Here is a 19,150-nt window from a genome sequence, read left to right as displayed (position 1 = left end):
TATTCCTGTATTAGTCAAACTCCAGTTCCACCTGCTCCGAACCAATGAGGCCACGCAGATCGTTGAGTAAACGATCGCTCGGAGAGACACGCCACGTTGCGCCGAAACGCAGTCGCGCACGCGCATCCGCCCTCTGATAGTAGAGATGTACTGGAATGGTCCCCGAGCGATGGGGTTCCAGAGACTGACGGAGTCGGTTTAAAAGCTGGTCATCAATTTGCCTGTCCGTCAGCGAGATAGCAAGCCCGCGAGCGTATTTTTCGCGAGCTTCGTCAATATCCATCACTTCGCGGGCGGTCATTTTAAGCCCCCCGCTGAAGTCATCAAAGCTGACCTGTCCGCTGACGATAAGTATGCGGTCTTTTTCCAGCAACTGCTGGTATTTATCCAGCGCGTCGGTAAATAACATCACTTCCAGACGCCCGGAACGGTCATCCAGCGTACAGATGCCGATACGATTGCCGCGCTTGGTGACCATAACCCTTGCGGCAATCACGAGCCCCGCAGCCGTGGTGACTTTACCACGTTCTGTCGGATGCATGTCTTTGAGCCTTACCCCGCCGACATAACGCTCAATTTCTTTTAAATACTGATTGATGGGGTGGCCCGTCAGGTACAGCCCCAACGTTTCACGTTCCCCATCCAATACCATCTGTTCCGGCCACGGCTGGCAACTGGCATAGGATTGTTCGATTTGCTCCGGTTCTTCCGCCAGCACGCCGAACATATCCGTCTGACCGATAGCTTCCGCTTTGGCGTGTTGGTCGGCGGCTTTCAGCGCATCGCCCAACGAGTTCATCAACGCGGCGCGGTGCGGCCCCAGCCGGTCGAACGCCCCGGACATAATCAGTTTTTCCAGTACCCGGCGGTTGAGCTTTTTGGTATCGGTCCGCGCGCACAGGTCAAATAGTTCGCGGAAATAGCCGCCCTGATTACGCGCGTCGATGATCGCTTCGATCGGCCCTTCGCCGACGCCTTTGATCGCGCCGATGCCGTAGACGATCTCCCCCTCATCGTTAACGTGGAAATGGTACAGCCCGGAGTTAATATCCGGCGGCAGAATTTTTAGCCCCATTCGCCAGCATTCATCCACCAGACCGACCACCTTTTCGGTATTGTCCATATCGGCAGTCATTACCGCCGCCATAAACTCAGCCGGATAGTGCGCCTTCAGCCATAGCGTCTGGTAAGAAACCAGAGCATAGGCGGCGGAGTGTGATTTATTAAATCCGTAACCGGCGAATTTCTCCACCAGGTCAAAGATTTTCATTGCCAGTTCGCCGTCAATACCGTTCTTTTTCGCGCCCTCTTCAAAGACGGAACGCTGTTTGGCCATCTCCTCCGGCTTTTTCTTACCCATCGCGCGACGCAACATATCCGCGCCGCCGAGGGTATAGCCAGAAAGCACCTGGGCAATCTGCATCACCTGTTCCTGATACAGAATGATACCGTAGGTGGGCTCCAGTACCGGCTTCAGGCTTTCATGCTGCCACTGGACGTCCGGATAAGAGAGCTCTTCGCGCCCGTGCTTACGGTCAATAAAGTTATCTACCATGCCTGACTGCAACGGACCCGGACGGAACAGGGCCACAAGCGCGATCATATCTTCAAAGCAGTCTGGCTGCAGGCGCTTGATCAGATCTTTCATGCCGCGCGATTCAAGCTGGAAGACCGCCGTGGTTTCCGAGCGTTGCAGCATATCGAAGCTTTTTTTATCATCCAGCGGGATAGCGGCGATATCCAGCGGCGGCTCGCCGTTCTTCTCGCGCCGCTTGTTGATCATCTCCAGCGCCCAGTTGATGATGGTCAATGTGCGCAGGCCAAGGAAGTCGAACTTCACCAACCCGGCATATTCCACGTCGCTTTTATCAAACTGGGTAACCGGATGTTTGCCCTCTTCATCGCAGTACAGCGGCGCAAAGTCGGTGATTTTAGTCGGCGCGATCACCACGCCGCCAGCGTGCTTACCGGCGTTACGGGTGACGCCTTCAAGCTTACGCGCCATATCGATCAGCGCCCTGACCTCTTCGTCCGCCTCGTAAATTTCCGGCAATTGCGGTTCCGCTTCAAAGGCTTTTGCCAGCGTCATTCCCGGATCGGGCGGCACCAGCTTGGAGATACGATCGACAAAACCGTATGGATGCCCCAGCACGCGGCCCACATCGCGGATAACCGCTTTCGCCGCCATCGTACCGAAAGTGATAATTTGCGATACCGCATCGCGCCCGTACATATCGGCGACGTGCTCAATAACCTGGTCGCGTTTCTCCATACAGAAGTCAACGTCGAAGTCAGGCATAGAGACACGTTCCGGGTTAAGGAAACGCTCAAACAGCAGGTCAAATTCCAGCGGATCAAGGTCGGTAATTTTCAGCGCATAGGCCACCAGCGAACCGGCCCCGGAACCACGTCCCGGCCCTACTGGAACGCCGTTATCTTTTGACCACTGGATAAACTCCATCACGATGAGGAAGTAGCCGGGGAACCCCATCTGGTTGATAACCTGCAGTTCAATATTCAGGCGCTCGTCATATTCCGGGCGGCGCTTTTTACGCTCTTCTTCGTCCGGGAACAGGAACGCCAGACGCTCTTCCAGCCCCTCTTTCGACTTTTTGACCAGATAATCTTCGGTGGTCATGTCACCGGTCGGGAACTGCGGCAGGAAATATTCGCCCAGACGCACCGTCACGTTACAGCGTTTGGCAATCTCTACCGTATTTTCCAGCGCCTCCGGAATATCGGCGAACAACTCGCACATCTCATCAATGCTGCGCATATATTGCTGCGGCGAGTAATTGCGCGGACGCTTAGGATCATCAAGCGTAAAACCGTCATGGATCGCGACACGAATTTCATGCGCGTCAAAATCATCACTTTCAAGGAAACGGACATCGTTTGTCGCGACAACCGGCAAACCGCGTGCTTCAGCCAGTTCGACTGCGGCGTGCAGATATGTCTCTTCATCCTGTCTGCCGGTGCGGATCAGTTCCAGAAAATAGCGATCGGGGAAATGCGCTTCATAGAAGGCAACGCACTCCTCCACCAGCGCCAAGTTGCCGCGTAGCAGACAGCGGCCTACGTCGCCCATGCGCCCGCCGGAAAGCAGAATCAAACCTTCTTTAAGCTCTATCAGCCAGTCGCGATCAACAATCGGGCCTGACGCGCCGTAGCCGCGCTGATACGCTTTCGAGATCAGCAACGTCAGATTCTGGTAGCCCGTATTATCCGACGCCAGCACCGTCAGGTGAGTCAGTTCATCCCCCAACAGCTCGTTGTGAACGTTAAAGTCCGCGCCGACGATGGGTTTAATGCCCGCGCCATGACCCGCTCCGTAGAACTTCACCAGACCGCAGAGGTTGGTAAAATCGGTGATCGCCAGCGCAGGCATACCTAGTGAGGCCGCCTTTTTCACCAGCGGCCCGGTTTTCGCCAGCCCATCGATCATAGAGTAGTCGCTGTGCACCCGCAGGTGGACGAAACGTGGTTCAGACATCTTCAGATTTCTCGATACAAGAATCAGGACGCAAGTTCCAGCGCGCGTTTAACAGGCGCAAAGCTGCGTCGGTGGTGCGCCGTCGCGCCATACTGTGCCAACTTTTCCAGATGAAAAGCGGTTGGATAGCCTTTGTGCTGTGCAAAGCCATACTGAGGAAAAATAATATCCAGCGCCGCCATTTCGGCGTCGCGGGTCACTTTCGCCAGAATAGACGCCGCGCTAATCTCCGCCACGCGGCTGTCGCCTTTCACCACCGCCATTGACGGCACGGGTAATGCCGGGCAACGATTACCGTCGATCAGCACATACTCTGGCGCAATATGCAGACCAGCGACGGCACGCTGCATGGCGAGCATCGTGGCGTGCAAAATATTCAGCTCATCAATTTCATGCGGCTCCGCACGCCCCAGACTCCAGCTTAACGCCTTTTCTTTAATCTCGTCATACAACGCCAGACGACGCTTTTCAGACAATTTTTTGGAATCATTCAGACCGACGATCGGGCGAGCCGGATCGAGGATCACAGCGGCGGTCACTACGGCGCCCACCAGCGGGCCACGGCCTACTTCATCCACACCCGCCACTAAATGGGTGTGTGGATAAACAAATTCGATCATTGTGCTAACTCCAGGACGGCATCTGCCGCCTGTTCATCGGCATTACAGCGGATTTGCTGATGCAGTTCACGGAAAGTGTCGTGCATCACATGGCTGGTTTTACCGTTCGCCAGTAGCGGCAACAGCGCTTCGGCGAGTTTTTGCGGTTCACACTCTTCCTGCAACAGCTCTTTGACTAATTCTCTTCCCGCCAGCAGGTTAGGCAAAGAAACATACTCGGTTTTCACCAGACGTTTCGCCAACCAGAAAGTGAAGGGCTTCATACGATATCCCACCACCATTGGGCATTTTGCCAGCATACACTCCAGCGCCGCCGTACCGGAAGCCAGTAACGCCGCATCGCTGGCGACCATCGCCTCGCGCCCCATTCCGTCCAGTAAGTGAACGGCGAGATCCGGCGCAATCTCCGCTTTAATTTTTTCAAACTGTTCGCGGCGTTTCGCGTTCACCAGCGGCACTACCACTTCAAGGTCGGGATAGTGCTGTCGCAACAATTGTGCGGTTTTCAGGAAATCTGCGCTGAGCATCTCTACTTCCGCTCCACGACTGCCCGGCAGTAACGCCAGACAATGGGCGTCATGCGGAATACCCAGCACGTCGCGCGCCGTATTTTTATTCGGGTCAAGCGGCATCGCATCCGCCATAGTGTGACCGATAAAGCGGCACGGTACGTTAAATTTATCGTAAAACGCTTTTTCGAAAGGCAGAAAAGCCAGCACCATATGGGTGGATCTGCCTATTTTGAAAACGCGTTTCTGTCGCCAGGCCCAAACGGACGGGCTGACATAATGAATGGTTTTAATCCCCTGTTTTTTCAGATTACCTTCGAGGGTAATATTGAAATCAGGGGCATCAATACCGACGAAGACATCTGGTTTAAGCGCGGTAAAACGGCGGGTCAGATCGGCGCGGATATGCAACAAGCGGCGTAAACGTCCGAGCACTTCAACAATGCCCATGACCGCCAGTTCTTCCATTTCGTACCAGGCTTCACACCCTTCAGCCTGCATACGCGGCCCCGCAACGCCCACAAAGCGGGCGTTGGGTACGCGCGCTTTCAGCGCACGAATTAAGCCTGCGCCAAGAATATCGCCGGACGTTTCGCCGGCGACCAGGGCAATCGTTAAAGGACGCTGTGCCGCCATTAACGAATCGGACCGCGCGTTGAACGCTCAAAGAACTCGGTAAACGCCTTCACTTCCGGATGCTTTTCAGCAAGTTCAGCGATTTCCAGCTTCGCGTCATCGAGCGTTTTACCGCTACGATACAGCAGTTTGTAAGCGTTACGAATGGCGACGATTCCCTCGCGGCTGAAGCCACGACGCTTTAACCCTTCGATATTTACCCCGAACGGCGTCGCATGGTTACCCTGCGCAATCACATACGGAGGAACATCCTGCGCCACGCCGGAGCAGCCGCCGACCATCACATGGGCACCGATAATGCAGAACTGATGAACTGCCGTCATACCGCCGATAATCGCAAAATCATCGATTGATACGTGCCCCGCCAGCGTTGCGTTGTTGGCGAGGATGCAGCGATTACCTACCGTACAATCGTGTGCGACATGCGCATTGATCATCAGCAGGTTATCGCTACCCACCTTCGTCAGCCCACCGCCCTGCACTGTACCACGATGAATGGTGACGCTTTCGCGGATGCGGTTACGATCGCCAATTTCCACACGGGTCGGCTCACCAGCGTATTTCAAATCCTGGTTCACTTCACCGATGGAGGCAAACTGATAAATCTCGTTATCGCGGCCGATTTTGGTTTGACCATTCACGACCACATGAGACTTCAGTACGGTTCCCTCACCAATTTCGACCTGCGGCCCAACAATACAAAAGGGACCAATGTGAACATTAGCGCCAAGTACAGCGCCGTCTTCCACAATGGCGGTAGGATGAATAAAGGCGGATTTATCAATCACGTATCAGGCCTCCCGGCTACGAGCACACATCATGGTTGCTTCGCACACCACTTTACCGTCGACCAGCGCAACCCCTTTAAAGCGGGTCAGGCCACGACGCGTTTTCTCGAAAGTGACTTCCATGATCATCTGATCGCCTGGAACAACCGGACGCTTGAAGCGCGCTTCATCAATCCCTGCGAAATAGTACAGTTCGCCAGGTTCCAGTTTACCGACGCTTTTAAACGCCAGAATACCGGTTGCCTGCGCCATCGCTTCCAGAATCAGCACGCCTGGCAAAATCGGTTTGCCTGGGAAATGTCCCTGGAAAAACGGCTCGTTGACGGAGACATTTTTCACTGCACGCAGAAAACGCCCTTCTTCAAAATCCAGCACGCGATCGACCAGTAAAAACGGAAAACGGTGCGGCAGAAGCTCTAAAATCTCTTCAATCTGCAGAGTATGAGTGTTAGTAGTCAAAATACTCTTCCTGTCCAAATATACAAAAAGGCAATAATAACACGGCCTGCCGCAATCGTATGAATGTGACAGGCCGGAAAAGAATGGCAACTACAAGGCGGAACGTTAGTCTTGTTGATTAACCTTGCGCTCAATCGCTTTGAGACGCTTGCTCATATCATCAATGTTCATCACCAGTGCAGCAGTTTTACGCCATACTTTGTTGGGTTGCAGCGGAATGCCTGAGGAGTAGACGCCCGGTTCCTTGATGGGACGCATCACCATCCCCATGCCAGTCACCGTGACTTTGTCGCATATTTCCATATGCCCATTGATCACGCTGGCGCCGCCAATCATGCAGTAACGGCCAATCTTCAGGCTACCCGCCATAATGACGCCACCGGCAACCGCCGTATTGTCGCCAATCACGACGTTATGTGCAATCTGGCACTGATTATCAATAATCACGCCATTGCCAATAACAGTATCATCCAGCGCGCCACGGTCAATAGTGGTACAAGCACCGATCTCGACACGATCGCCAATAATGACCCGGCCCAGTTGCGGGATCTTCACCCAGTTGCCACGATCATTCGCGTAGCCAAAACCGTCCGCGCCAATCACCGTACTGGACTGGATGAGACAATTCTCACCGATCTGAATGTCGTGGTAAATCGTTACGTTCGCCCACAAGCGTGAACCCGCCCCGATTTTGGTATTTTTTCCGACGAAACATCCTGCGCCGATAACCACGTTATCGCCCAGTTGTACGCCAGATTCAATCACCACATTCGCGCCAACTGAAACATTGCTACCCAGCGTTGCCGTCGCATCAATCACCGCACTTGGCGCGATATTCTGCGCGGGCTGCGGAGTGGTATCTAAAATTTGCGCCATGCGCGCGTAGGTCAGGTAGGGATTTTGAACTACCAGCGCCGCGCTCTTAGCAAAGGGAAGATCGTCCTGCGTCATGACAACCGCAGAAGCCTGGCATAAACCTAAGTGTTCACGGTACTTAGGATTCACCATGAACGTAATGTGGCCTGTTGTTGCAGATTGCATGGACGCAACGCCGGTGATGACGATATCGCCATCACCGTGTAATTCTGCATCCAACTGTTCTGCTAAGTCAGCCAGTCGAATTGAAGGCATTACTTATTTAACCTGTTTCAGCACGTCAGCGGTGATGTCTTTCACATCGCTGCTGTTGTAAGCAACGGTGTTCGCGTCTACCACCAGATCGATGCTCTGGTCGTTAGCCACTTTTTTCACTGCTGTCTGGATACGCGTCACCAGTTTGCCGCGTTCTTCGTTGGAACGACGAGCACGATCTCTCTCAAAAGCCTGGGCTTTTTGCGCAAAAGTCTGGCGCTGAGACATCACGTCTTTTTCCAGCTTAGTACGATCGCTACCTGATTTCATGGATTGCAGACGCTGCATTTTGGATTGCAGATCGGTTTCCATTTTTTGCAGCTCAGCCGCTCGGCCTTTAAATTCGTTTTCCAGTGTATTGGATACACCCGTCTTCTGCGCAACCTGTTGGAACAGATTACCCATGTTGACGATCGCAATTTTGTCAGCAGCCTGTGCGGACGTTGCCATCGCCAAACCAAGACCTGCAGCTAATAACCACTTTTTCACAATAAACTCCTTACCATCCCATTTGCACCCGAAGGTACTGCTCTTTGCGAGGCCAGGCGATCCCTGGAGGTATCGCCAAAAGTCATCGCTACACTACCAATGCATTCCTTCGCAGTGAACAATTACCATGTTTTACCAATGTTAAACTGGAACTGCTCGGCTTTGTCTCCATCGTACTTTTTAAACGGCTGGGCGTAGGAGAAGACCAACGGCCCCAATGGGGACATCCATTGTAATGCGATACCTGCGGACATACGGATGTTGCTTGGATCGCTGTAGTCCGGATAACCAGAATACTGGCTGGAATCCCAGTTAGTATCCCAGACGGTCCCCATATCCCAGAAGAAAGAAGTACGGACCGAATTAGCATATTTCTCGCTGATAAACGGCGTCGGCGTGATAAATTCCAGGCTGGCGACCGCCATCGCGTTACCACCTACCGCATCATCCGACTTACACATATCCTTCGCGCCGTCCTGAGTTGCACATTCGTAATCGTCATCAGGATCGTAATTGCTGGCGGCATGTGGGAAATAGACCGCTTTCGGACCAATCGTATTAGACTGGAAACCACGGACGGTACTGGAACCACCGGCATAGAAGTTCTCATAGAACGGCATCTCTTTACCGCCGAAGCCGTCGCCATAACCAAAGCGGGTACGGCCCAGAATAACCCACTTATGATCGTCATCGATCGGTACATAGGTCGCGGTATCCAGCGTCGCTTTGTAGTATTCGTTATCCGATCCCGGAATCGTCACCTTACCATTCAGATTGATACGCGTACCTTCTGTCGGGAAGAAACCACGGTCCAGTTTGTTGTAGGTCCAGCCGTAGTTAAAGGTAAAGTCATCCGTCTTAAAGCTGTTATTCTGATCGTCCGTATTCGGGTGTTCGCCCATGGAATAGAGATAACGCCACATTGCAACCTGCGGTTCCATATTGGACAGGGAGTTATGCACATACCCTACGCCCGCACGCAATGTGTTGTACTCGTTGATGGGGAAGCCGAGCGTCACATCCGAACCATAACTCTTGTTGGTATAGTCGGATAGATCCGCATCGTCCGCCTGGAAGTCGTTATAGAAGATGCGACCACCGAGGCTCACGCCGTCAACGGTAAAGTATGGGTTAGTAACGGACAGTTCGCTGTAGGTCTGGTAGTCATTTTTGGTTCCGTTAATACCCACGGAATAGCCTGTACCTAACCAGTTGTCCTGTTGAACACCCGCCTGGAAGCTAACGCCGCTTTCCGTACCGTAGCCAATACCGAAGTTGAAGCTACCGGTATTACGCTCTTTCACCTTGTAAACCACGTCTACCTGATCCGGGCTGCCCGGAACGCGCTGCGTATCGGTATCGACAGTTTCAAAGTAACCCAAACGGTTCAAACGCTCTTTCCCCTGATCGACCAGATCGCTGCCCAGCCACGCCCCTTCCATCTGGCGCATTTCACGGCGCAGAACGGAATCTTTAGAGGTATCGTTGCCTTCAAAGCGGATCTTACGCACGTAGAAACGATTACCGGCATCGACGTTAACACGCAGTTTAACGGTTTTGTCAGCATCGTTAATTTCAGGCTGCGACTGTACGCGCGGATAAGCGTAACCATAGCGACCAAGAAGCTTTTTAATGTCATCTTCCATTTTGGTCACTTTGGTGCCGTTATAGAGCTCGCCCGGTTCGATTTTCGTCAGGTTCTCAATTTCAGCGGAATGTCCGGCCAGGTTACCGCTCACCTCAACGCCAGAAAGCTTGTACTGATCGCCTTCGGTGATATTGACGGTGATGTAGATCCCTTTCTTGTCCGGCGTCAGACTCACTTGCGTGGAATCAATATTGAAACGCGCGTAGCCGCGATCCAGATAGTAACTGCGTAGAGTTTCAAGGTCGCCCGCCAGCTTCTGCTTCTGATATTTACGATCGCCGACGACGTTCCACCACGGCACTTCGTCACGCAACTGGAAATGAGAAATGAGTTCTTCGGTGCTAAAGGCATGGTTACCGACGATGTTGATCTGTTGGATCTTCGCCGATACGCCCTCCTGGAACACCAGTTTAAGGTCAACACGGTTGCGCGGCAGCGGCGTTACGACCGCCTTAACGCTGGCGCTGTATTTACCCACGCTATAGTAGAAGTCTTCCAGACCTTTTTCGATATCAGACAGCGTGGTGCGATCCAGAGACTCGCCAACACGCACGCCAGACGCTTCGAGGTTTTGCTTGAGCATGTCATCTTTCACCGACTTGTTACCGGAGAAAGTGATGCTGGCAATGGTCGGGCGTTCTTTTACCTGAACCAGAAGGGTATCACCATCGCGCAGGACGCGGACGTCCTCAAAGTTGCCGGTGGCGAACAGAGCGCGAATGGTGTTACTGATATCTTCATCATTTACCGTGTCGCCTGTGCGCACCGGCATACTGAGGAGAGCCGCACCAACGGCGACTCGCTGCAGGCCTTCGAAATGAATGTCCTTCACTACGAACCCTTCAGCACCGTATACGGTGGCGCTGCTGAACAGCAGCGACGCTATGAGCAACTTTTTCATCGCCATCGTTATTATGCGTTCTTCCTAACTAACTCTCTTACAACCGAGAGAAATCATTGAAAAGTGCAAGCCCCATTAACAACACCAGCAAAATCGAGCCAATGCGATAACTAAAGTCTTGAACCCGCTCGGATACCGGACCGCCCTTAAGCTTTTCAATCGCCAGGAACAGCAGATGACCCCCGTCAAGAACGGGCAGCGGAAACAGATTGATTATCCCTAAGTTCACGCTGATTAGCGCAAGGAACATCAGGTAATAAATCACCCCGAACTCCGCTGACATCCCAGCCCCCTGAGCGATAGAAATCGGCCCACTGAGGTTGTTCAGTTTCACATCACCGGTTATCAATTTACCCAGCATACTGACCGTTAGCTTCATCAACTGCCACGTCTTATCCGTAGCTTCGAGGATAGCGCTAAAAGGCCCATACTGGCGTATAGTCTTGTACTCTTCCGGCAGAGGAATAATTTTAGGCACCACGCCTGCAAAACCTTCCGCCTTTCCGTTAACCGATTTTGTATTCGGCGTTAACGTTAACGACAAGGCGCTCCCCTGCCTTTCAATCTCTAACGCTAACGGCTTACCGGGATTATCGCGTACAAACGTAACGAATTTCATCCACTGCGTTAACGGCTGACCATCGACTTTAACGATCCTGTCGCCCGCTTGCAAACCCGCTTTACTGGCTGCGGAATTCGCCTGCACTTCTGACAGTATCGGTTCAATCTGTGGCCCGCGGGGCCGAATCCCTAAAGAAGATACAGGATCTTGCTTATCAGGCTCAAATGCCCAGTGACGTAAATCAAGCGTTTTATCCTGCCGCTGGTCGCTGCCAAACGGCGCGACGCTTATCGTGACCTGCGGATCCCCAATTTTGGACACCAGTTGTAAACGCACGGCATCCCAATCAGGGGTTTCGATACCATCAACGGCTTTAAGTTCCGTACCAGGCGTAATTTGCGCCTGCGCAGCAATCGAGTTGGGCATTATTTCGCCAACGACCGGACGAACGCCGGGGACGCCGATAATAAAGACCAGCCAGTAAGCAAAGATAGCAAAAATGAAGTTCGCAACCGGACCTGCGGCAATAATCGCGGCGCGCTGGCCCACCGTTTTGTTATTGAAAGCGTGACGGCGCAATTCCGGCGCGACCGGTTCGGCGCGCTCATCCAGCATTTTGACGTAGCCACCCAGCGGGATCAGGGCGATGACATACTCGGTACCGTACCGGTCGGTACGACGCCAGAGCGCTTTGCCAAAGCCGATAGAAAAGCGCTCAACACGCACACCGCAGCGCCGGGCAACCCAGAAATGACCAAATTCATGCACGGTGATCAACACACCCAGTGCGATGATGAATGCAGCCAGATTCCAGAGAATACTCAGCATAAAACCTTCCGTTAGAGCGTCCTGAACACCAGTAATGACAGGCAAGCAAAGACCGGTACGGCAGCCGTCAAGCTGTCAATTCGGTCCAGAATACCGCCATGTCCTGGAATTAAGTGGCCGCTATCCTTAATTCCTGCTTCGCGCTTAAACATACTCTCGGTGAGATCGCCCAGCACAGAAGCCAGAGCCGCAACCACAGAGCAAATCAGCAAGATAACAGGCGCAACATTCAGATTCGCCCACATACCGTAACCCCATGAGATCAGGGCTGCCGTAACAAGCCCGCCGATAAACCCTTGCCAGGTTTTACCCGGAGAAACCTTCGGCGCCAGCTTATGTTTGCCAAACAATTTACCAAACATATATGCGCCAGAATCCGCTCCCCAGACCAGGATCATGACATAGAGTAGCCATATTGCGCCACTGTAATGATTCTCGTCATAGTGCCAGGCGCGTAACGCCAGCATTCCCCAGAAAAAAGGAACGATAGTTAATAGGCCGAAAATGAGGCGTAATGTTTTTGAGTTGCGCCAGATTGCCGCCGAGCCAGGATAAAATAGCACCAGCAGTAGCGCGACAACCCACCATCCTAACGATGCCCAAAGCGACATCTCAACCAGCGGTTGACGAATGTTGTGATGATACTCAGGCAACAAAAATAGCATCAGCGCCAGTAACAGACCACACAGCACCGCTAGCCAAACCCGCTGTGAACGCGCGACAAAACCACTTAACTGTCCCCATTCCCACGCGGCCAGCATACAGACAACCAGCGTAATAATGGCGAACCCCACCGGCGGCAATAAAAAAAGCGCAGCGATGACCGCGGGTATTAACACAAAAGCAGAAATCAGGCGATACTTCAGCAAAAGCAACCCCCATCAGGCTTTGTCATCACCAGGCTCGGTACCGCCGAAACGACGCTCTCGATTAGCAAAGGCATGCAGCGCACCTTCAAAGTCTTGTTCATCGAAATCGGGCCAAAGAACATCCGTAAAGTAAAGTTCGGCATAGGCAATTTGCCAAAGCAAAAAGTTACTAATGCGATGCTCTCCCCCAGTCCTAATTACTAAATCCACAGGCGCCAGCTCATGCATGCAGATTTGCTGGCCGAGTCTCTCTTCATCAATCTGATCGGGGCGCAGCACTCCAGCCTGCACCTGTTCCGCCAGTTGTCGGACGCCCTGGACAATATCCCAACGTCCGCCGTAATTCGCAGCGATATTCAGCGTTAGTCCCGTGTTACGGGCGGTAAGCGCTTCTGATTTGCGAATACGTTCTTGCAAACGCGAGTTGAATCGACTGATATCGCCGATTATACGCAGGCGAACGTTATGGCGGTGCAGGCTTTTGACTTCGCTATCCAGCGCCCACACGAACAGCTCCATTAACGCGCTCACTTCCTGCGCTGGTCGGTTCCAGTTTTCACTACTAAAGGCATACAGCGTTAACGCATCAATACCGTTATTGGCAGCAAAAGAGACCGCTCGCCGGACGGACTTTGCCCCGGCTTTATGCCCGAAGGCCCGGATCTTCCCTTGTTTTTTCGCCCAGCGACCATTGCCATCCATAATTATTGCAACATGACGGCAGCCATGTGCTGGCAAATTTTCGCTTACTGGTTGAATTGCAGACAACATAACGCGTTTTTTGTCCCTGAAAGGATTTAGCGGTACTCAGGAATACTGAAGCCTTTATACACATCCTCTTCGGTCCGCTTCGCTGATGACGGCGCGTCATCGTCCCTATCGCGCGCTGTCTGCGCACGCCGGGAACGTATTCGCGAGCCATCCCGATGCGTCCTGAATGATTTTGTGTATCCACAAAAAAGCCGTGTCAAACCACGGCTAACCTGACCGAAAAAAGCCAAAAACCTGCGATCAGGTGGCGCAGACTATATCACTGAAGCCCAACGCTAACAAATAGCACAATCTTCTGTCGCGGGATAATCGTCAGCGTGAGAGCCGTATCACTTGTTTCCTGGCTACCTCACGCGCGATGGCGTCAACCTGCAATACGTCGTCAACGCTTGCCGGTTCGTGTAAATCCATCCTCTCCAGCACCGCTAAATTGAGCCCGGCGATATCGGTAAAACGAATCTGTCGCGCCAGAAACGCGGCAACGGTAATTTCGTTTGCCGCATTGAGCGCCGTCGTTGCCGCCTGACCTTGCTCAAACGCCGCCATCGCCAGCTTCAGGCATGGATAACGCTGATAGTCTGGCGCACTAAACGTCAGCGCGCTAAGTTTGCAAAAATCAAGCGGCTGCGTACCGGACGCGACGCGATTCGGCCATGCCATCGTGTGCGCAATAGGCGTACGCATGTCAGGCTCTCCAAGCTGCGCCAGGACACTGCCGTCCTGATAACGCACCATCGAATGAATTACCGATTGCGGATGGATCAACACTTCCATCTGACGTGCGCTGGCATTAAACAACCAACGCGCTTCAATGTATTCCAGACCTTTATTCATCATGGTGGCGGAGTCGACGGAGATTTTTCTCCCCATCGACCAGTTCGGATGACGACATGCCTGATCCGGCGTCATCGCCGCCAGATCGCACATTGGCGTTTCACGAAACGGGCCACCAGACCCGGTAAGCAAAATCGACGTTACGCCATTTTGCTCCAGGTCAGCGTATCCCAGATTATGCTGAATAGATTGCGGCAAACTCTGAAAAATCGCGTTATGTTCACTATCGACGGGCAAAAGCCGGGCGTTGCTGCGTTTAACTTCGTCCATAAACAGCCGCCCGCAGGTTACCAGCGATTCTTTATTCGCCAGCAGGATAGTCTTCCCTGCGCGAATCGCTGCCAGGGTCGGCAATAAGCCAGCCGCGCCTACAATAGCTGCCATCACATGCCCGACCTCATCAAGCGCCGCCATCTCGCAGGCCGCCTGTTGACCGCTCAGAACCTCGGTGCGGCAGCCATGCTGCTGAAGCATTATTTTGAGCTGCTGTGCACCCGGCATATCGTCCATCACGGCATAACGTGGCGAGAACTCCAGGCACTGCTCCGCCATACGGGCAACATTTTTACCCGCCACCAACGCGACAACGCGGAAGCTATCAGGATTATGGCGCACCACGTCCAGTGTGCTGCAACCAATAGAGCCGGTCGAGCCCAGAATGGTTAATTGCTTCATGAAACGTCCAGAAGTGTTGAAACGGGATAAAAAGCAAAACGCCGCACAGGAGACCTGATAATGTCTTCTGCGCGGCGCTTTGTACACCACTCAACCGTCAGGTTTACCTGTGGAATGAGTTATATCTGCGTACAGGTCAATCAGAACTGCATCAGTTCTGCTTCTTTATCTGCCAACGCTGCATCAACTTTCTTAATGGCTGCATCGGTCATTTTCTGTACTTCTTCCTGAGAGCGACGATCGTCATCTTCACTGATCGCTTTATCTTTCAGCAGAGCTTTTACTTTATCGTTCGCATCACGACGTACATTACGTACGGCGACACGTGCCTGCTCCGCTTCGCCACGTACAATTTTCGTCAGATCTTTGCGACGTTCTTCGGTCAGCGGCGGCAGTGGAACACGGATGTCGGTGCCCGCAGAGCTTGGATTCAAACCGAGATCCGATGCCATGATCGCTTTCTCAACGGCAGGACCCATAGAGCGATCAAACACATTAATTTTTAAGGTACGGGAATCTTCTACTGTTACGCTTGCCAGCTGACGCAGCGGTGTCGGAGTGCCATAGTATTCTACGACAATACCATCCAACAGGCTGGGAGAAGCACGACCCGTGCGCACTTTGCTGATTTGGGTTTTGAACGCTTCAACGCATTTTTCCATGCGTACTTCAGCATCTTTTCTGATATCGCTAATCACGTTACGAATCCTTGAAAACTAGTCTCAGTCAGACCAGACGGTCACACAATACAACGATGTGCTAAGTATAGCCCTGATTAATATGTTTATGGGGAAGGCACTATCCCGCGACAGGAGTGCGAAATCTTACCTTTATTTCTACACAAAATCATTCAAGTTGTATCACAAAACGCTTTAGCGTTTTGAACAGCGCTTGCGCTGACCCTGGAAGGGCGAGGCTGTAAGCCGAATCACGCGGCAACTGAGTAACAAATTCGTCAGGAACGAATTTGAACAACTGAAGGCTGCCTTTGGTGAGGGACAAAGATGTCCCTCATTCAGCCCCAGGAGCTTACTACAGTATGTGACTGAGGTGAGCAAAGGCAGCCAACACAGAGACAGCTTGAAGGATGAAGTGTAACACAGGAATTATTCCGTGATTAACGTCCCTTCTTTTTCGCCCATCACCACGCGACGCAGCGCCCCCGGCTTATTCATGTTGAAAACACGGATCGGCAGTTTGTGGTCACGAGCCAGCGTGAACGCAGCCAGATCCATCACTTTCAGCTCCTTATCCAGTACTTCACTATAAGTCAGTTGATCGTACATGGTCGCGGAAGGATCTTTTGCCGGATCGGCAGTGAATACGCCATCTACTTTGGTCGCTTTCAGTACTACATCCGCTTCAATTTCGATCCCGCGCAGACAGGCCGCAGAGTCGGTGGTGAAGAACGGGTTACCCGTACCTGCAGACAAAATCACAACACGGTTATTGCGCAGCAGGCTAATCGCCTCGGCCCAGCTATAATTGTCGCACACGCCATTTAAAGGAATTGCCGACATCAGGCGAGCGTTCACATAAGCGCGATGAAGCGCATCACGCATTGCCAGACCGTTCATTACGGTAGCCAACATGCCCATGTGGTCGCCCACAACACGGTTCATCCCCGCTTTCGCCAGACCCGCGCCACGGAACAGGTTACCACCGCCAATCACCACACCAACCTGAATACCCAGTTCAACCAGTTCTTTGATCTCCTGAGCCATACGATCCAGTATGCTTGCATCAATACCGAAGCCTTCCGTACCCTGCAGAGCTTCGCCGCTTAATTTAAGCAGAATGCGTTTATAGACGGGTTTTGCATTGGTAGCCATGTTTCTTTCCTGAGACTGTCAACGATTGAGATGAGTTAATTCTGGCGACATTGTATGCCGCACTTCAGCACGGCCATAGAGGCCCCGGCTGATTTTACAAATCAGACGCAAAAAGAAGCCGCCCTCAGGCGGCTCCTAAAGAAGATTAAGACTGCCTGGACATCGCAGCAACTTCTGCTGCAAAGTCAGTCTCAACTTTCTCGATGCCTTCGCCCACTTCGAAGCGAATGAAGCCAGTTACGTCAGCGTTGTGCTCTTTCAGCAACTGTCCAACAGATTTGCTCGGCTCCATAACGAAAGGCTGGCCGGTCAGAGAAACTTCGCCGGTAAATTTCTTCATGCGGCCTTCAACCATTTTCTCTGCGATTTCTTTCGGCTTGCCAGACTGCATAGCGATGTCCAGCTGTACCTGGTACTCTTTCTCTACCACGTCAGCAGATACGTCTTCCGGCTTAACGAATTCCGGCTTGCTTGCAGCAACGTGCATCGCCAGTTGTTTAACCAGCTCTTCGTCAGCACCTTTAGCGGCAACCAGAACGCCGATGCGCGCACCGTGCTGGTAAGAACCCAGAACCTCGCCTTCCAGGGAGGCGACGCGACGAATGTTGATGTTCTCGCCGATTTTCGCAACCAGAGCGACACGCTCTTCTTCGAACTGCGCTTTCAGGACTTCTACGTCAGTGATTTTGCCAGCAACAGCCGCGTCCAGCACTTTGTCGGCAAATGCCTGGAAACCAGCATCTTTAGCCACGAAGTCAGTCTGGCAGTTAATTTCCAGAATGAAAGCGATGTTGCCGTCGATTTTGGTTTTGATTACGCCGTCAGCAGCCACGTTGCCTGCTTTTTTCGCCGCTTTGATAGCGCCGGACTTACGCATGTTTTCGATTGCCAGCTCAATGTCGCCATTCGCTTCAGTCAGCGCTTTTTTGCAATCCATCATGCCTGCGCCAGTACGCTCACGCAGCTCTTTTACCAGGGATGCGGTAATTTCAGCCATTCTAAGATCCTCGAAAGATTTGATCTGCCCGGCATCAAACCGCACAGATATAAAAGTGAAAAAGGGGGCCTTAGACAGGCCCCCTAACCAAACGTGATACTACCTGGTTTATAAGGGGCTACCCCCTTCATATTTCGAGCCGCAGGTGCGTTGCCTTCACTCTCTCATTCCAGTCACTTACTTATGTAAGCTCCCGGAAATTCTCGAGCTTGCCGCCTTCCTGCAACTCGAACTATTTTGGGGAAGTTATCAAGCCTTATTATTCAGCTTCTACGAAGCTTTCTTCCGCCTGGGAAGCCAGATCCTGAGAACGGCCTTCACGAACGGTTGCAGCTACAGCGCCCAGGTACAGGCTAACAGCACGGATTGCGTCATCGTTACCCGGGATAACGAAGTCAACGCCGTCCGGATCAGAGTTAGTATCAACGATAGCAAATACCGGGATGCCCAGGTTGTTTGCTTCTTTGATAGCAATGTGCTCGTGGTCAGCATCAATAACGAACAGAGCGTCCGGCAGACCGCCCATGTCTTTGATACCGCCCAGGCTGTTTTCCAGTTTCTCAAGCTCACGAGTACGCATCAGCGCTTCTTTCTTGGTCAGCTTTTCGAAAGTACCGTCCTGAGACTGAGTTTCCAGGTCTTTCAGACGTTTGATGGACTGACGAACGGTTTTCCAGTTAGTCAGCATACCGCCCAGCCAGCGATGGTTCACGAAGAACTGGTCGCAGCTGTTAGCAGCTTCTTTCACCGCTTCGCTTGCAGCGCGTTTAGTACCAACGAAAAGGATTTTACCTTTACGGGCAGAGATTTTGTTCAGTTCAGCCAGAGCTTCGTTGAACATCGGTACGGTTTTCTCAAGGTTGATGATGTGAACTTTGTTACGCGCGCCGAAGATGAACGGCTTCATTTTCGGGTTCCAGTAACGGGTCTGGTGACCAAAGTGAACACCAGCCTTGAGCATGTCGCGCATGGAAACAGTTGCCATGATTTAAAACCTCTATAGATTAAGTTGGGGTTATGCCTCCACGTATCCCATATTACCGACCCCAAAGGGCACCCCGGAATATGTGCCGATACGTGTGTGTTGTTACACAAAGTGAGATTTGTC

At 52.4% G+C, this 19,150-nt stretch carries 16 protein-coding genes; all 16 read right to left on the bottom strand.

The window, feature by feature from the left end; translation table 11 throughout:
• Positions 1-10: 10 nt before the first annotated feature.
• Complete coding sequence (gene dnaE, locus F4V61_RS12360; RefSeq protein ID WP_038396920.1) at positions 11-3,493, bottom strand: DNA polymerase III subunit alpha; 3,483 nt, start codon at positions 3,491-3,493, stop codon at positions 11-13.
• Positions 3,494-3,516: 23 nt separating this feature from the next.
• Positions 3,517-4,113 carry a ribonuclease HII gene (gene rnhB / locus F4V61_RS12355; protein ID WP_000569408.1) on the bottom strand — a complete coding sequence of 199 codons (597 nt, stop codon included), beginning with the start codon at positions 4,111-4,113 and terminating at the stop codon, positions 3,517-3,519.
• Positions 4,110-5,258, bottom strand: a complete 1,149-nt coding sequence (lpxB, locus tag F4V61_RS12350) for a lipid-A-disaccharide synthase (protein WP_000741211.1) — start codon at positions 5,256-5,258, stop codon at positions 4,110-4,112. Before lpxB ends, rnhB begins: the two co-directional genes overlap by 4 nt.
• The gene (lpxA, locus tag F4V61_RS12345) at positions 5,258-6,046 is read right to left on the bottom strand and encodes an acyl-ACP--UDP-N-acetylglucosamine O-acyltransferase (RefSeq protein ID WP_000565955.1); all 789 of its coding nucleotides are present in this window, start codon (positions 6,044-6,046) and stop codon (positions 5,258-5,260) included. Before lpxA ends, lpxB begins: the two co-directional genes overlap by 1 nt.
• 3 nt (positions 6,047-6,049) lie before the next feature.
• On the bottom strand, positions 6,050-6,505 hold the full coding sequence (gene fabZ, locus F4V61_RS12340; RefSeq protein ID WP_000210741.1) for a 3-hydroxyacyl-ACP dehydratase FabZ: 456 nt from the start codon (positions 6,503-6,505) through the stop codon (positions 6,050-6,052).
• Positions 6,506-6,610: 105 nt separating this feature from the next.
• Positions 6,611-7,636 (bottom strand): UDP-3-O-(3-hydroxymyristoyl)glucosamine N-acyltransferase, encoded by a 1,026-nt coding sequence (gene lpxD, locus F4V61_RS12335; RefSeq protein WP_038396921.1) that lies wholly within the window; start codon positions 7,634-7,636, stop codon positions 6,611-6,613.
• Positions 7,637-7,639: 3 nt separating this feature from the next.
• Positions 7,640-8,125: a molecular chaperone Skp gene (skp, locus tag F4V61_RS12330; protein WP_000758960.1), complete on the bottom strand. Its 486-nt coding sequence runs from the start codon at positions 8,123-8,125 to the stop codon at positions 7,640-7,642.
• Between the two features lie 122 nt (positions 8,126-8,247).
• Complete coding sequence (gene bamA / locus F4V61_RS12325; RefSeq protein ID WP_001240917.1) at positions 8,248-10,680, bottom strand: outer membrane protein assembly factor BamA; 2,433 nt, start codon at positions 10,678-10,680, stop codon at positions 8,248-8,250.
• A 31-nt stretch (positions 10,681-10,711) separates the two neighbouring features.
• A complete protein-coding gene (gene rseP / locus F4V61_RS12320) occupies positions 10,712-12,064 on the bottom strand; it encodes a sigma E protease regulator RseP (protein WP_038396922.1) in 1,353 nt (450 codons plus the stop codon).
• Between the two features lie 11 nt (positions 12,065-12,075).
• Positions 12,076-12,933: a phosphatidate cytidylyltransferase gene (cdsA, locus tag F4V61_RS12315; protein ID WP_079827786.1), complete on the bottom strand. Its 858-nt coding sequence runs from the start codon at positions 12,931-12,933 to the stop codon at positions 12,076-12,078.
• Positions 12,934-12,945: 12 nt separating this feature from the next.
• Complete coding sequence (ispU, locus tag F4V61_RS12310; RefSeq protein ID WP_024132000.1) at positions 12,946-13,704, bottom strand: (2E,6E)-farnesyl-diphosphate-specific ditrans,polycis-undecaprenyl-diphosphate synthase; 759 nt, start codon at positions 13,702-13,704, stop codon at positions 12,946-12,948.
• Positions 13,705-14,016: 312 nt separating this feature from the next.
• Entirely contained in the window at positions 14,017-15,213 is a 1,197-nt protein-coding gene (gene ispC, locus F4V61_RS12305) for a 1-deoxy-D-xylulose-5-phosphate reductoisomerase (protein ID WP_058819643.1), read from the bottom strand.
• Between the two features lie 140 nt (positions 15,214-15,353).
• Complete coding sequence (frr, locus tag F4V61_RS12300; RefSeq protein WP_000622423.1) at positions 15,354-15,911, bottom strand: ribosome recycling factor; 558 nt, start codon at positions 15,909-15,911, stop codon at positions 15,354-15,356.
• Between the two features lie 408 nt (positions 15,912-16,319).
• Positions 16,320-17,045 (bottom strand): UMP kinase, encoded by a 726-nt coding sequence (pyrH, locus tag F4V61_RS12295; protein WP_000224567.1) that lies wholly within the window; start codon positions 17,043-17,045, stop codon positions 16,320-16,322.
• A 145-nt stretch (positions 17,046-17,190) separates the two neighbouring features.
• Positions 17,191-18,042 (bottom strand): translation elongation factor Ts, encoded by an 852-nt coding sequence (gene tsf / locus F4V61_RS12290; RefSeq protein WP_000808101.1) that lies wholly within the window; start codon positions 18,040-18,042, stop codon positions 17,191-17,193.
• A gap of 259 nt (positions 18,043-18,301) precedes the next feature.
• Positions 18,302-19,027: a 30S ribosomal protein S2 gene (gene rpsB, locus F4V61_RS12285; RefSeq protein ID WP_000246886.1), complete on the bottom strand. Its 726-nt coding sequence runs from the start codon at positions 19,025-19,027 to the stop codon at positions 18,302-18,304.
• Positions 19,028-19,150 lie beyond the last annotated feature (123 nt).

Source organism: Salmonella enterica subsp. arizonae, from assembly GCF_008692845.1.
Classification (GTDB): Bacteria; Pseudomonadota; Gammaproteobacteria; order Enterobacterales; family Enterobacteriaceae; genus Salmonella; species Salmonella arizonae.
Note: the sequence above shows the minus strand (reverse complement) of the source record. Positions and strands in the feature narration are given on the sequence as shown.

What these genes read in the sequence shown, in the direction of transcription:
- ispC (WP_058819643.1), bottom strand. Translation starts at nt 15,213, where the DNA reads ATGAAGCAATTAACCATTCTGGGCTCGACCGGCTCTATTGGTTGCAGC.
- rseP (WP_038396922.1), bottom strand. Translation starts at nt 12,064, where the DNA reads ATGCTGAGTATTCTCTGGAATCTGGCTGCATTCATCATCGCACTGGGT.
- ispU (WP_024132000.1), bottom strand. Translation starts at nt 13,704, where the DNA reads ATGTTGTCTGCAATTCAACCAGTAAGCGAAAATTTGCCAGCACATGGC.
- pyrH (WP_000224567.1), bottom strand. Translation starts at nt 17,045, where the DNA reads ATGGCTACCAATGCAAAACCCGTCTATAAACGCATTCTGCTTAAATTA.
- rpsB (WP_000246886.1), bottom strand. Translation starts at nt 19,027, where the DNA reads ATGGCAACTGTTTCCATGCGCGACATGCTCAAGGCTGGTGTTCACTTT.
- lpxD (WP_038396921.1), bottom strand. Translation starts at nt 7,636, where the DNA reads ATGCCTTCAATTCGACTGGCTGACTTAGCAGAACAGTTGGATGCAGAA.
- dnaE (WP_038396920.1), bottom strand. Translation starts at nt 3,493, where the DNA reads ATGTCTGAACCACGTTTCGTCCACCTGCGGGTGCACAGCGACTACTCT.
- bamA (WP_001240917.1), bottom strand. Translation starts at nt 10,680, where the DNA reads ATGGCGATGAAAAAGTTGCTCATAGCGTCGCTGCTGTTCAGCAGCGCC.
- lpxB (WP_000741211.1), bottom strand. Translation starts at nt 5,258, where the DNA reads ATGGCGGCACAGCGTCCTTTAACGATTGCCCTGGTCGCCGGCGAAACG.
- rnhB (WP_000569408.1), bottom strand. Translation starts at nt 4,113, where the DNA reads ATGATCGAATTTGTTTATCCACACACCCATTTAGTGGCGGGTGTGGAT.
- tsf (WP_000808101.1), bottom strand. Translation starts at nt 18,042, where the DNA reads ATGGCTGAAATTACCGCATCCCTGGTAAAAGAGCTGCGTGAGCGTACT.